We start from the raw sequence: 13,569 nt of genomic DNA, 5'->3' as shown, positions 1-13,569 counted from the left end.
CTTCGCCTTCTCGGGAGAACGAAAGACACAGACGAGCAGCCGGCGCGACGGGTTCGGGGGGAGGGTCAGGTCCCGCTGATCAGGCGCAGGGCCAGGTCGGAGCTGAACTGTCCGGCTTCGACGTTCGGCGCGATCCCGCATTTGCCGTCGGAGTCACCGGGCACCTTGACCCACAGCAGCATTTCGGCGCCGCCACCGGTCTGGGAGGGTGTCCCGAGCTTGCGCCCGGCCGGGTTGCACCACTCGGAACCCTTGGGGCCGTTGCCGTTGCGGCTGGTGTCGATCACGAACGGCTTGGTGTAGCCGTACTTGCTCGACAGCGCCGCGCTGACCGCCTTGCCGTAGTTGGCCGAGTCGGTGGTGGTCTTGTAGTTCGACACGTTGATCGCGAGACCGCGGATCGACTTCACGCCGACGGCGTTGAGCCGGTCGGCCATCGTCGCGGCGGGGATCCAGGTCGAGTTGCCGCCGTCCATGTACGCCCAGGTGTTCGGGGCCTTGGCGGCGAACTGCTCGGCCGCGTACTTGAGGAGGTCGAGCCGGGTCTGCCGCTCACCGGTGGGCAGGCAGTCGACCTGCGCGAGCGCGTCCGGCTCGATGATGACGACCGCGGGCTTGCCGCCGATGCCGTCGGCGAAGTTCGAGATCCAGGTCCGGTAGGCCTCCGGGCTGCCCGCGCCGCCACCGGAGTGACCGCCGCAGTCGCGGCCGGGGATGTTGTAGGCGACCAGGATCGGCAGCTTGTCCACGACGTCGGCGGCGTAGGTGTAGCCGTCGACGGCGCTCTTGACGTCGCCGCTCCAGTTGCCGAACCAGCGCGCGCCCGCCTTGGTCGAGATGGCGGCCTTGATCTTGTCGGCGGTGCTCCCCGGGTGATCCTTCACCCAGACCGCGGGGTTGGAGTTCGGGTCGACGTAGAAGCCGTTGGTCTTCTCAAGGGGGTTGCCGTCGGCGGCCTGGGCCGGCGCGGCGATGAGGGCCAGCAACGAGGCGGCCAGCAGACCGAGCGTCTTGATGCGCATCTCTCGATCTTCGAGCCCTTCCGTACAAGATTCGTACAACCCGCGATTCGTCCTCTGAATGCGATGGTTCGACGTCGAATCACCGCATTCAGAGGACTGAACGCGAGAAGGGTCAGGCCGCGTAGCCCTTCGGCGGGATCAGGGTGGCGAGCTGGTTGAAGGTGAGCCAGTAGATCTGGTTGCCGCCGAAGTTGGCCGGGTCGGCGATCTTGACCGTCATGTCGGAGCTGTCGTAGCCGATGACGGTGAAGTAGTGGTAGATCGTGTAGTTCGGGTAGCCCGGCGGGTGGTTGTTGGCCGGGGCGACGATGTTCGCGACGATCGCGTAGCCGCTGTTGATGTCGAGGGTGATGTCGCGCCAGAGGAGGTCGCGCTGCGCCTGGGTCGGCGGGTCGTTCGGCATCTCCTTGGTCTCGTACCAGCCGCCCGCGACGTGCCCGTTGAGGACGCGGGTGACCTGGCCGATCCAGTCGGTGCCGTTGGTGGTGGTCGGCAGCTCGTTCGCGAGCTGCTGCTGGCTCGGCGGGTTGCCGTTCTTGGCCGAGATCGCGATCCGGGTGGCGGCCGGACCGCACCAGTAGCCGGTCTGCTGGATCTGGTACTGGATGTTGAGCACCGCCGACGCCTTGACGCCCTCGACCTTGGCGGGAGCGGGCATCGACTTCACGAAGTCGGGAGCGGGTACGACGTACTTGTCCTGAGCGACGGCGATGGCCGGCGCGATGATCAATGCGGATACCGCGAGCGCTGCCACGAGAGCAGTCCTGAGTCTGCGCATGGTAATCCTTCCCCAGTTTTGGCATTCGTTCGTGAATACCGAACTGGGTAGATCGTGACCTTTCGGACGGCTTTTGTCTTGAGCCTGACCTGGGCAAGCCCCGATCGGCGCACGACGAAAGTAGGATCGGCGTGAACGCTCGAGGGGGCATCGGGCAAGAGCGATCGTGCAGGTGATGAAAAAAGATCACGGGCAAGCCGGCCCGCAGGGGCTCGACCGGCCGGATCTGGGTGTTCCCGACCCGGCGCCGGTCTTCGGCATGCTCTTCGACGCCCACGCGGCACCGCTGCAGCGCTACCTCGCGCGCCGCGTCGGCACCGAGACGGCCCACGACCTCGTCGCCGAGACGTTCCTCGTCGCACTTCGGCGGCGGGAGACCTACCGCCCGGAGGCCGGGACGGCGCGCGCGTGGCTCTACGGCATCGCTACGAACCTGCTGCGCCACCACGTCCGCACCGAGACCCGCGCGCTCAACGCGACCGCCCGGCTCGCGGCCGCGAACGAGGGGATCTCGGCCGGGCACGACGGCCGCGTCGCCGAACGGGTCGACGCGCAGCAACGGGCGGCCCAGCTGGCGGGCGCGCTGGCCGAACTGAGCGCGGCCGATCGCGACACCCTGTTGCTGGTCTCCTGGGCCGGACTCGACCCGGCGGAGGTCGCCGAAGCGCTCGGCATCCCCGCCGGAACGGTCAGATCCCGGCTGCACCGGATCCGAAGATGGTTGCGCGCCAACGCACCGGAGAACACATCAGAGTCCACAAAGGATCGATCAAGCGGCGAAGAGGCAGGCGAAAGTGCACGGCGGTAGCATCAGGAAGGTGTGGTCCGACGCCGAACTCGACGAGGCGCTCGCGGACCTGCACTCCGAGCCCGAAGTCCGGCAGGACGAACTGGCCCGCGCCAAGGCGTCTCTCCTGCGCGCCGCCGGCGAGGTCGACGACGAACTCCTCCCCTTCACGGCGCCCCCGGTAAAAAAACGCGCGGGCTCGTGGCGATGGATCGCGGCAGCGGCCGCCGCGGCGCTGGTGCCCGGCGGGGTCATCGTGGCGACGAACGTCTTCGTCGACAACGACGGCCAGGACACCGCGGCCCACGCGACCGCCGTCCCGGGCGATGACGCGCTGAATCAGCTCCGCGGCGACAGCTTCCCACTCCTCGACGGCCAGTACCGGCTCGTCACGGAGTCCACCTGGAAGACGCATACGAGCCCCAACGGCCTCATCTACCAGGCGCGTGAGGTGCTCGAAAGGTGGCGGACGCCGAACACCTGGGTCGCCTCCAGGACGCGGTTCACCAGGACCGGGGAGATCCGCTGGATCAAGGGTGACTACCTGACGGCACAGCGGCTGGGAGAGGTGCTGCCGAGCGCGATGACCCAGCTCGGCTGGGAGGGCGTCCCTTCACCCCCGACAGCGGCGGGGCCACCCACCACCACCACCTCGGCACCGTCGTCGCCCCGGTGGGGCTCGACCACGACCGCGGTGGGACCGCCGGTCTCCACCCATCAGCCTTTGCCCGAGGACAGCGGTTGGACGAATCCCTCGGTGGAATTCCTCGCGGATCTGCCCACCGACCCGACGAAGCTGGGCGAGCGGCTCCGTCACGACGGCATCTGGCCGGGCAGCCGCCCGCCGGGCTCGGAGAACTCGCCACCCGAGATGTTCGAGATGGCCTACAACGTCATGCGGTCGGCTCAGGGTTTCGGCGACCTCCGGGTGGCCCTGTGCAAGGTGCTCGCGAAGCTGCCCGGCATCACCATGAACACGGGTGACGCCACTCCCGACGGGCGGCCGGCGATCTCCTTCACCATCGTGCTGCCGGACCGGACCCGGACGTTCGTCGTGGACCGCGGGAACGCGGCCGTCGTCCGGAACCTGGCCGCCTGGTCAGCGAACAACAAGGAATGGTCGGGGCTGAGCCAGTTCGACACGACGATCACGGTGCAGGTCACCGACCGGGACGGTCCCTAGTGTCGCGTGCCCCTAACGGGCATGTTTGGCGGCGTTGAGCGCGCTCCCGACGTCGGCCACCTCCAGCACTCGGATACCCGGCGGGATCTTGCCGGCGTCCGGCGGCACCAGCGCGTAGGTGAAGCCGAGCCGGGCGGCCTCCGCGAGCCGCCGCCCGACGCTCGGCACCCGCCGGACCTCGCCCGAAAGCCCGACCTCGCCCATCGCGACGAGTTTGGGTGAGAGCGCGGTGTCCGTCGCCGACGAGATCAGCGCCAGCACCACCGCCAGGTCGATGCCGGGCTCGGTGATCTTCATGCCGCCGACCGTCGCCACATAGACGTCCTTGTCGGCGACCTTGATCCGCGCCCGCTTCTCGACCACGGCCAGCACCATCGCCACCCGCGCCGAATCAAGACCGCTCACCGCTCGACGGGGCTGCGGCGCCTGTGTCGCGGAAACGAGCGCCTGGACCTCGCCCAGCATCGGCCGCTTGCCCTCCATGGTCACCGTGACCGCGGTGCCCTCGACCGGCTCGGCGGTGTGACTCAGGAACAGTCCCGACGGATCCGGGACCCCGACGATGCCCTCCTCGACCAGCTCGAAGCAGCCGATCTCGTCGGCGGCGCCGAAGCGGTTCTTGATCCCGCGCAGCATCCGCAACGTCGAATGCTTGTCGCCCTCGAACTGCAGGACGACGTCGACCAGGTGCTCCAGCACCCGCGGCCCGGCGACCGAGCCGTCCTTCGTCACGTGGCCGACCAGCACGATCGGCAGCCCGCGCTCCTTGGCCAGCGCGACCAGCCCGGAGGTGACCGCGCGGACCTGCGTGACCCCACCCGGCGAGCCCTCCACCTGAGGTGAGGCCATGGTCTGGATCGAGTCGACGATCAGCACCCCGGGTTTGACGGCGTCGACGTGGCCGAGGATCGCGGCCAGATCGCTTTCGGCCGCGAGGTACATCTCGTCGTGGACGTTCCCGGTGCGCTCGGCGCGCAGCCGCACCTGCCCCGCGGACTCCTCACCGGTGACGTACAGCGCTCGCCCGGCGGTGGCGGCCCATTGATAGGCGACCTCCAGCAGGAGCGTCGACTTGCCGACGCCCGGCTCGCCCGCGAGCAGGATGACCGCGCCCGGCACGAAACCGCCGCCGAGCACCCTGTCCAGTTCCGAGACCCCGGTGGGCTTGGCGCGCGCCGTCTCGACGTCGACCTCGCCGATCGGACGGGCCGGCGCGCTGGGCGCCCCGGCGGCGACCCTGGCTATCGCGGGACGGGCGTCGCCGCGCTCTTCGAGCGTTCCCCAGGCTTGGCATTCCGGGCAGCGCCCGACCCACTTCGGCGCCTCGTACCCGCATTCACCGCAGCGGTAGGTGCTGCCTTTCTTGACCACTCCGCGAGGCTAGCGGCCGCCACCGACAATCCCTCGCAGCGACGGACCCCGGCGAGTACAGGAAGGCCCCCTTCCTCGCGCCTGACGCGAGGAAGGGGGCCTTCCTGTACTTCTGGAGACTTAGTGGCCGCCGGCCTTGGCTTCCTTCTCCGGCGCGGGCGCCCGGCTACCCGGGTGCGACGGCGCCGCGACCGGGAGGTCCAGGGTGACCGAACCGGAGTTCTTGAAGACGAAGGTGACCTTGATCGTCTGACCCGGCCACAGCGGCTGCTTCAGCCCCTGCAGCACGATCGTGGCCTTGCCCACCTGTTCCGGCGCGTTGGACGGCTCCGGGCCGACGGACGGCGTGACCGTCCCGGCGACGCTCGACGACGGGGCACCGGACTCGGCACTCGACGACGGCGCACCCGAAGACGACGGGGCACCCGAGGAAGACGGGGCACCCGAAGACGACGGGGCACCCGACGACGACGCGGCGGGGGCACTCGTCGGAGCGACCTCCTTGGTCGACTCGACGGCGTCGGAGGGGCCGATCACGAGCGCGTGGCTCGAGACGATGACCTTGGCGCCGGAGATCTGGGCGGCACCGTTGGCGGCGTCGGACGACACCGAGACGAGCTCGTCGTCCTGCTTGCCCTGGTTCACGATCGTCAGCGTCAGCGGCACGGCGGAACCGGCGGCGTACGCCTGGCCCTCGGCCGGGAACTGGAGCGCGGCGTTCCGCAGCACCAGGTCCTTCGCCTGCGCGTACGTCCCGTTGACCGCGGGCTGCTGCGAGTCGGTCTGGGTGATCTGACCAGCACCGCAGCCGGCGAGCACGAGTGCGGCGCCGAGCGCCAGCACACCTGCGCCGAACACGCGACGATTCTGCAGCCTCACGTCGGAGTCCTTCCATCTCACGGCCTCTTCACCGCGAAGACTAGCCGGGCGACTTCGGAGCCGGAGAACCCGGTGCGTGTTGACACGCCACCAATGCGGTGACCTACCCAAGATCAACCGTCCACAAAGGATTTCCAAACCGTTCGCTTCTCACCTGCATGAGCATGGGCGAATTGGATTTGTCAACCCCCGGGCGGAGCACCATCAGGCCGCTGACCTGCGACGACGATCGCGGGCCGCTAGGTGGGCCTCGTCGGCACGTGCTAAGATGAATTCAGCGAAAGGGGCAGAGGACACATGGTTTTCAAGGTCGGAGAGACCGTCGTCTACCCGCACCACGGTGCCGCACTCATCGAAGCCATCGAGACCCGCGTGATCAAGGGCGAGGAGAAGAAGTACCTCGTCCTCAAAGTCGCGCAAGGGGATCTTACGGTTCGCGTGCCCGCTGACAACGCCGAGATCGTCGGTGTTCGTGATGTCGTCGGGCAAGAAGGACTGGACAAGGTTTTCGACGTTCTGCGTGCTCCGCACACCGAAGAGCCCACTAACTGGTCTCGTCGGTACAAGGCCAACCTCGAGAAGCTCGCCTCCGGCGATGTGAACAAGGTGGCCGAAGTGGTGCGCGACCTCTGGCGGCGAGAGAAGGACCGCGGACTTTCAGCCGGTGAGAAGCGCATGCTGGCGAAGGCGCGGCAAATTCTGGTCAGCGAGCTCGCGCTCGCGGAGGGCACCGACGAGGACAAGGCTGAAGTCCTCCTCGACGAAGTTCTGGAAACCGCGGCAGTCTGAACCGGCGGGTGTCCCACGCCAGGTGAGGCTGCGAGGGATACCTCTACGATCGCGCACATATGAGCACAAACCATATGAGCACAATCGTGTTCGTCACTGCCGTTCATCACCATGCCTCCGACGCGGAGCTCGCTCTCGCGCCGGTCAATGGTGAAGCTCTACTCACGCACACCGTGCGGGGGCTGCTCGACATGCCGGATCTCGATCTGGTGGTCGTCGCGGCCCCCGAGCGGTGTGCTCAGTTGTTTTCGGCCGCTTTGCTCGGCTTCGAAGAGCGTTGCCGGATAGTACCCGGCCCGTCGCTCGGACATGTTTTCGACACCGTCGAAAATGAGATCTCCGGGAATCCCGTTTTCCTCGTGCACGACGCTTTGCGCGCATTCACTCCGGCGGACACCGTCCGTACCGTCGCGGACGCAGTCCGTGCGGGATCACCTTTCGTGGTCCCGGTATTACCGATGGCCGACACCGTGAAGGTCACCAACGCGGCGAAAGTGATCACCGGCACCGAAGATCGCTCGTATCTGCGTACGGCGCAGACCCCGCTCGGCTTCACTCGTGAGACCTTTCTCTCTTATGTCGACAAACCGTCCTTCGAGGGCGCGCACACCGTCGCCGGACATCCGGACGCGATGCGCGTCACGAACTCGTTCGAACTGAAACTGGCCGAAGCGATCGCGGTGGCCGGGAAAGAGGAAACCCTGTGAGGATCGGGAACGGTGTCGACGTCCACCCCATCGAAGCCGGCCGCGAATGCTGGATCGCCGGTCTTCTCTGGCCCGGTGTCGACGGTTGCGCGGGGCATTCCGACGGCGACGTCGCGGCGCACGCGCTCTGCGACGCGCTGCTGTCCGCGGCCGGGCTCGGTGACCTCGGGGCTGTGTTCGGCACCGGGGACCCGCGCTGGGCGGGCAAGCACGGCGTCGAGTTCCTCGCCGAAGCTCGGCGCCTGGTCGAAGCGGGCGGCTGGACCGTCGGGAACGCGACCGTCCAGATCGTCGGCAACGCGCCCCGGGTCGGGAAGCGCCGCGAAGAGGCACAGAAGGTGCTGAGCAAGGCTGTCGGCGGACCGGTCAGCGTCTCCGGGACGACCACCGACGGGCTCGGCCTGACCGGCCGCGGCGAAGGTATCGCGGCGTTCGCGACCGCGCTTCTCCTGCCGTCGCAGGAATAGGGCGCGCCGGGGGCCGGTTCGGCCTGTCATGGCAGTCACACTTCCCGAACCGGTCCGCGAACTGGTGGACGGCAAGAACTTCGCGACCGTGGCCACGCTGGACGCCGACGGCGGCCCGCAGACCTCGGTCGTCTGGGTGGGCCTCGACGACGGCGATCTGGTCTTCAGCGCCACCGAAGACCGGTTGAAGGTCCGGAACCTCCGCCGCGATCCCCGGGCGAGCGTGTCGATCACCGACGCGGAGAACCCGTACCGGCACACGCAACTGCGCGGCACGGTGACGATCACCCCGGATCCCGAAAAGGCGTTGCCGAAGGAGCTCAGCCACAAGTACCTCGGCAAGGACGCGCCGGCCGAGGGGCCTGAGGTCGAGCGGGTGATCGTCCGCCTGCGGGTCGAACGGATCGCCGGGAACGTCCGGTGATTAGGCTCTCGGACATGGGTGTGACCTTCAACGAAGAGACCAAGAAACTCCTCGACGGGAACAACTTCCCCGTCCTCGCCACCATCAACGCCGACGGCTCCGCGCAGACGTCCGTGCTGTGGGCGAAGCGGGACGGCGACACGGTGATCTTCGCGACCGTCCGCGGCCGTCTCAAGGAACGGAACATGGCCAGGGAGCCGCGGGTGTCCGTGTCGGTCTTCGACCAGGAGAACCCGTACAACTACGTCGAGATCCGCGGGACCGTGGAGATGACCGACGAGGGCGGGCGCGAGCTGATCAACGAGCTCTCGCACAAGTACCTCGGCAAGGACTACCCGGACGAGCCCGCGGACGTCATCCGCGTGCTGGTCCGGATCACGCCCACCAAGATCACCGGCAACGCGGCCTGACGTGTTATGAACGGACCGTTCATAACAGAATCCGTTATGAACGGTCCGTTCATGTCACACGCGGGGAGAGGCGAAACCCCCACGATCGTGGCTAATGTGGGGTTCGTGACCTATCGCGCTGTGTTGTTCGACTTCTCCGGCACGGTCTTCCGGCTCGAGCAGGACGAGACCTGGCTCGCCGACCTCACCGACCACGAGGGCGAAAGCCTCGACATCGAAGCCCAGACCGAACTGATGCGCCGGATGACGGCGCCGGTCGGCCAGGTCGTCGACCTCGACGACGAACACCTCCACGCCTGGCACAACCGCGACCGCGACCCGGTACTGCACCGCAAGGTGTACCTGGAGGTCCTCAAGCAGTCCGGCGTCCCGCACGCGGACCAGGCCGTCGCGCTCTACGACCGGCTGATCGATCCCAGCCAGTGGACGCCGTACCCGGACACCGAGGCCGTTCTCAAGGGCGTCGCCGGCAAGGGCGTCAAGATCGGCGTGCTGAGCAACATCGCCTTCGACATCCGGCCCGCCTTCAGCCGTCGCGGCTGGGACGCCTTCGTCGACGAGTTCATCCTCTCCTTCGAGGTCGGAGCGGTGAAACCGGAGCCGGAGATCTTCCGTAACGCCGTCGAGCGGCTCGGCGTCGACCCGGCCGAGACCCTGATGGTCGGCGACAGCGAAGAGGCCGACGGCGCCGCACGGGAGATCGGCTGCGCGTTCGCGCTGGTAGAGCCCCTGCCGACGACGGAGCGGCCGACCGCCCTACTCGACGTCATAAGGGCACATAACGTGCTGTAATACGGTCACTGCGACGTCGCTCACGCGCACCCCGTACCCTTTTAGGGTGGCACTACACCTCTATGACACCGCGACCCGGAGCGTGCGGGAATTCCATCCCGCCCGTAGCGGAACGGCGTCCATGTACGTGTGTGGTGCCACCGTGCAGGGCATCCCCCATATCGGCCACATCCGCGGCGCGCTGAACTACGACGTCCTGCGTCGCTGGCTCGTCCACAGTGGACTCGACGTGCTGATGGTCCGCAACGTCACCGACATCGACGACAAGATCCTCACCAAGGCCGCCGAAGCGGATCGGCCCTGGTGGGAGTGGGCGGCCACGCACGAGCGCGCCTTCGAGTCGGCGTACGAGTCGCTGGGCTGCCTGCCGCCTTCGATCGCCCCCCGGGCGACGGGGCACGTCACGCAGATGATCGAACTGATGCGGCGGCTGATCGACGGCGGGCACGCGTACGCCTCGGGCGGCGACGTGTACTTCTCGGTCAAGGCGTTCGACGGCTACGGCGATCTGTCCGGCCAGAAGCTCGACGAGGTCCAGCAGGGCGAGAGCCTCGGCGAGGGCAAGCGCGACGCACGCGACTTCACGCTGTGGAAGAGCGCGAAGCCGGGCGAGCCGTCGTGGCCGACGCCCTGGGGCGACGGCCGGCCGGGCTGGCACCTCGAATGCTCGGCGATGGCGACGACCTACCTCGGCAGCGAGTTCGACATCCACGGCGGCGGCATCGACCTGGTGTTCCCGCACCACGAGAACGAGCGCGCCCAGTCCAACGCGGCGGGTGACGGCTTCGCGCGGTATTGGCTGCACAACGCGTGGGTGACCATGTCCGGCGAGAAGATGTCGAAGTCGCTGGGCAACACCGTCTCGATCCCGGAGATGCTGAAGAACTACCGGGCGCCCGAACTGCGGTACTACCTGGTCCAGCCGCACTACCGGTCGACGATCGAGTACTCCGACGGGGCGCTCACCGAAGCCGCTCAGGGCTACCGGAGGATCGAGCAGTTCCTGCGGCGTACCGCCGGCATCGTCGGCTCCGTGCACCTCGGCGACGTCCCGAAGGACTTCGCCGCCGCGCTCGACGACGACCTGGCCACCCCGCAGGCATTCGCAGTGCTGCACAACACGGTCCGCGATGGTAACGCCGCCCTCGACGAGGCCGACAATTCCAAGGCACTCGAACTCGCCGCCTCCGTGCGCGCGATGACCGACGTGCTCGGCCTCGACCCGCTCTCCGCGCGCTGGTCCGAGGCGGGCGGCACTGAGACGCCCACCCGGCAGGCGCTGTCCGATCTCGTGGAAGGGCTGCTCACCGAACGGCAGCAGGCCCGCGCCGAGAAGGACTTCGCCCGTGCGGACGCCGCGCGTGACCGCCTCCAGCAGGCGGGCATCGTGGTGGAGGACACCCCGAACGGTCCACAGTGGACCGTCAAGGACGTCTGACACTTACTCGTCTTTTCTAGCTCAAGGATTCTCACTGATGGCAGGCAACTCCCGGCGCCAGGGCGCTATTCGCAAGCCCGGCACGAAGAAGGGTCAGGTCGTCGGTTCCGGCGGCCAGCGCCGGAAGGGCCTCGAAGGCAAGGGCCCGACCCCCAAGGCCGAGGACCGGCCAGGGCACAAGGCGTACCGCATGTCGAACGCCCGTGACCGCAAGGAACAGGCGCGCCAGAAGAAGGCCGACAAGCCGGAACTGATCGCCGGGCGCAACCCGGTGGTCGAGGCGCTGCGCGCCGACGTGCCCGCCACCGCGCTGTACGTCGCGATCAACATCGAGATCGACGACCGCGTCAACGAGGCCGTCCGGCTCGCCGGCGACAAGGGCATCTCGATCCTGGAGATCCCGCGCGAGGAGCTCGACCGCAAGACCAACCGGGCCATGCACCAGGGCCTCGGCCTGCAGGTCCCGCCGTTCGAGTACGCGCACCCCGGCGACCTGATGGCCGCGGCGAAGGACTCGGGCAACACACCGCTGTTCGTCGCGCTCGACGGTGTCACCGACCCGCGCAACCTCGGCGCGGTGATCCGCTCGGCCGCCGCGTTCGGCGCGCACGGCGTCCTCCTGCCGGAGCGGCGCAGCGCGGGCATGACCGCGGTCGCGTGGCGGACCTCCGCCGGCACCGCCGCCAAGCTGCCGATCGCCGTCGCGACCAACCTGACCCGTCAGCTGAAGGCGTGGAAGGACGACGGCCTGATGGTCGTCGGCCTCGACGCGGACGGCTCGGTGGACATCGACGAGCTCGACCTCGCGGCCGACCCGCTGGTCATCGTGCTCGGCTCGGAGGGCCGCGGGCTCTCCCGGCTCGTGCGCGAGACCTGCGACGCGACCGTGTCGATCCCGATGGCGGCCGGTGTCGAGTCGCTCAACGCCTCCGTCGCGGCCGGCGTGCTGCTGGCCGAGGTGGCCCGCCGCCGCCGCATCGCGGGACGTGTCTGACCCCGCACTCGGTTCGTCGACACCGGGCGGGGCCCGCAGGCTAAGGTCACCAGCGGATAACGCGTAACCGCCCTGGGGGACCCCGCACCGATGTCGTTCATTTCGCCACTGTTCCTGTGGTACTTCATGCCGGCGGTACTGATCGCCGTCCTGGTGTGCCCGCGCAGCTGGCGGAACGGCATCGTCGCGGTCGGCAGCCTGATCTTCTACGCCACCGGCGCCGGGCCGTACACGCTGGTGCTGATCGGCTGCATGGTGGTCAACTTCCTGGCCGGGCCCGCGCTGGAGCCGAACGCGTGGGACATGCAGAACACGCGGCGCAAGCGGATCCTGCTCGGCGTCATCGGCCTCAACGTCGGCATGCTGCTGATCTGGAAGTACGCGGGCTTCGCGACGCAGCAGATCGCGGCCGTGACGCACTGGTTCGGCGGCGGCTTCCCGGTGGCCGACCTGGTCATCCCGATCGGCATCTCGTTCTACACGTTCCACCACATCTCGTACGTGGTGGACATCTACCGCGGTGAACGCCGCGCCCTGCGCAACCCGGTGTCGTTCGCCGCGTACATCGCGATGTTCCCGCAGCTGGTGGCCGGTCCGATCGTGCGGTACCGGGAGATCGCCGACCAGCTGCCGCAGAAGCGGTCGCACCGGCTCGACGACATCGCCGCCGGCTTCCCCCGGTTCGCGCTCGGGCTGTGCAAGAAGACGATCATCGCGGATTCGCTCAGCCCGATGGTGGACGCCTGCTTCAACACCCCATCGGATCAAATGACCTTCGCGATCGCCTGGCTCGGCGCGATCGGATACACCCTTCAGCTGTTCTTCGACTTCTCCGGGTACTCCGACATGGCGATCGGTCTCGGTCGCATGCTCGGCTTCCGGCTCCCGGAGAACTTCGCGCGGCCGTACTCGTCGGTGACCATCACCGAGTTCTGGCGGCGCTGGCACATGTCGCTGTCACGCTGGTTCCGCGACTACGTCTACATCCCGCTGGGCGGCAACCGCACCGGCGCCGGGCATACGTACCGGAACCTGTGCATCGTGTTCGTGCTGACCGGGTTCTGGCACGGCGCGCAGTGGACGTTCCTGATCTGGGGCATCTACCACGGCGCACTGCTGATCGTGGAACGCGCATTCGGCTACGACGTCACCCCGAAGACGCGGGCCGCCCGGATCGGCCGCCGCGCGCTGACCCTCGTACTCGTGGTGTTCGGCTGGGTGTTCTTCCGCGCCAAGGATCTGCCGCACGCGCTCGGCATGATCGGGCATATGGTGCTGCCGGACTTCACCGGCCTCACCGACGTCGTCGAGGGTGCGGTGACCAACCAGCGCCTCATCATCCTGCTGTGCGCGCTGGCGATCGTGTTCCTGCCCGCGCATCCGGTGACCGGGCCACTGCTGGAGTCTTCGCGGAGCCGCCCGGCCAACGCACTGAGGATCGGCGTGATGACCGTCGGCCTGATCTACGCGGCCATCCTGATCGCGACCGGGACCTTCAGCCCGTTCCTCTACTACCAATTCTAAAGAG

General features: G+C 68.1%; 15 protein-coding genes. 11 read left to right on the top strand and 4 right to left on the bottom strand.

Features of this window, described 5'->3' with window-relative positions; all coding sequences use genetic code 11:
- Nucleotides 1-65: 65 nt before the first annotated feature.
- Together H5J31_RS09875 and H5J31_RS09870 are read right to left on the bottom strand one after the other, a co-directional pair.
- Nucleotides 66-1,022, bottom strand: a complete 957-nt coding sequence (locus tag H5J31_RS09875; RefSeq protein ID WP_181772189.1) for a glycoside hydrolase family 6 protein — start codon at nt 1,020-1,022, stop codon at nt 66-68.
- Between the two features lie 112 nt (nt 1,023-1,134).
- The gene (locus H5J31_RS09870; protein ID WP_181772188.1) at nt 1,135-1,800 is read right to left on the bottom strand and encodes a C39 family peptidase; all 666 of its coding nucleotides are present in this window, start codon (nt 1,798-1,800) and stop codon (nt 1,135-1,137) included.
- Nucleotides 1,801-1,966: 166 nt separating this feature from the next.
- On the opposite strand from H5J31_RS09870, the gene H5J31_RS09865 reads away from it, so the two are divergent.
- Both H5J31_RS09865 and H5J31_RS09860 read left to right on the top strand, forming a co-directional pair.
- Entirely contained in the window at nt 1,967-2,608 is a 642-nt protein-coding gene (locus tag H5J31_RS09865) for an RNA polymerase sigma factor (protein ID WP_181772187.1), read from the top strand.
- Between the two features lie 10 nt (nt 2,609-2,618).
- Nucleotides 2,619-3,770 (top strand): hypothetical protein, encoded by a 1,152-nt coding sequence (locus H5J31_RS09860; RefSeq protein WP_328701444.1) that lies wholly within the window; start codon nt 2,619-2,621, stop codon nt 3,768-3,770.
- Nucleotides 3,771-3,782: 12 nt separating this feature from the next.
- On the opposite strand, the gene radA is transcribed toward H5J31_RS09860, so the two are convergent.
- On the bottom strand, nt 3,783-5,141 hold the full coding sequence (gene radA, locus H5J31_RS09855; protein ID WP_181772185.1) for a DNA repair protein RadA: 1,359 nt from the start codon (nt 5,139-5,141) through the stop codon (nt 3,783-3,785).
- A gap of 120 nt (nt 5,142-5,261) precedes the next feature.
- On the bottom strand, nt 5,262-6,020 hold the full coding sequence (locus H5J31_RS09850; RefSeq protein ID WP_181772184.1) for a copper chaperone PCu(A)C: 759 nt from the start codon (nt 6,018-6,020) through the stop codon (nt 5,262-5,264).
- 297 nt (nt 6,021-6,317) lie between these two features.
- Between H5J31_RS09850 and H5J31_RS09845 the strand changes: the two genes are divergently transcribed.
- From H5J31_RS09845 to H5J31_RS09805, 9 genes are all read left to right on the top strand, one after another.
- Nucleotides 6,318-6,809, top strand: a complete 492-nt coding sequence (locus H5J31_RS09845) for a CarD family transcriptional regulator (RefSeq protein ID WP_005165253.1) — start codon at nt 6,318-6,320, stop codon at nt 6,807-6,809.
- A gap of 74 nt (nt 6,810-6,883) precedes the next feature.
- Nucleotides 6,884-7,516 (top strand): IspD/TarI family cytidylyltransferase, encoded by a 633-nt coding sequence (locus H5J31_RS09840; RefSeq protein ID WP_181772183.1) that lies wholly within the window; start codon nt 6,884-6,886, stop codon nt 7,514-7,516.
- Nucleotides 7,513-7,983 carry a 2-C-methyl-D-erythritol 2,4-cyclodiphosphate synthase gene (gene ispF / locus H5J31_RS09835; protein WP_181772182.1) on the top strand — a complete coding sequence of 157 codons (471 nt, stop codon included), beginning with the start codon at nt 7,513-7,515 and terminating at the stop codon, nt 7,981-7,983. The genes H5J31_RS09840 and ispF overlap by 4 nt, the downstream gene beginning before the upstream one ends.
- Before the next feature lie 28 nt (nt 7,984-8,011).
- Entirely contained in the window at nt 8,012-8,407 is a 396-nt protein-coding gene (locus tag H5J31_RS09830; RefSeq protein WP_181772181.1) for a PPOX class F420-dependent oxidoreductase, read from the top strand.
- A gap of 14 nt (nt 8,408-8,421) precedes the next feature.
- Nucleotides 8,422-8,817, top strand: a complete 396-nt coding sequence (locus H5J31_RS09825; protein WP_181772180.1) for a PPOX class F420-dependent oxidoreductase — start codon at nt 8,422-8,424, stop codon at nt 8,815-8,817.
- A 105-nt stretch (nt 8,818-8,922) separates the two neighbouring features.
- A complete protein-coding gene (locus H5J31_RS09820; RefSeq protein WP_181772179.1) occupies nt 8,923-9,609 on the top strand; it encodes an HAD family hydrolase in 687 nt (228 codons plus the stop codon).
- Between the two features lie 46 nt (nt 9,610-9,655).
- Nucleotides 9,656-11,047 carry a cysteine--tRNA ligase gene (gene cysS, locus H5J31_RS09815; RefSeq protein WP_181772178.1) on the top strand — a complete coding sequence of 464 codons (1,392 nt, stop codon included), beginning with the start codon at nt 9,656-9,658 and terminating at the stop codon, nt 11,045-11,047.
- A gap of 37 nt (nt 11,048-11,084) precedes the next feature.
- A complete protein-coding gene (rlmB, locus tag H5J31_RS09810) occupies nt 11,085-12,041 on the top strand; it encodes a 23S rRNA (guanosine(2251)-2'-O)-methyltransferase RlmB (RefSeq protein WP_181772177.1) in 957 nt (318 codons plus the stop codon).
- Between the two features lie 90 nt (nt 12,042-12,131).
- Nucleotides 12,132-13,565 (top strand): MBOAT family O-acyltransferase, encoded by a 1,434-nt coding sequence (locus H5J31_RS09805; protein WP_181772176.1) that lies wholly within the window; start codon nt 12,132-12,134, stop codon nt 13,563-13,565.
- Nucleotides 13,566-13,569 lie beyond the last annotated feature (4 nt).

The organism is Amycolatopsis pittospori, assembly GCF_013870525.1.
Classification (GTDB): Bacteria; Actinomycetota; Actinomycetes; order Mycobacteriales; family Pseudonocardiaceae; genus Amycolatopsis; species Amycolatopsis pittospori.
The sequence above is the reverse complement of the archived record's forward strand: the minus strand, read 5'-3'. Positions and strand labels throughout refer to the sequence as shown.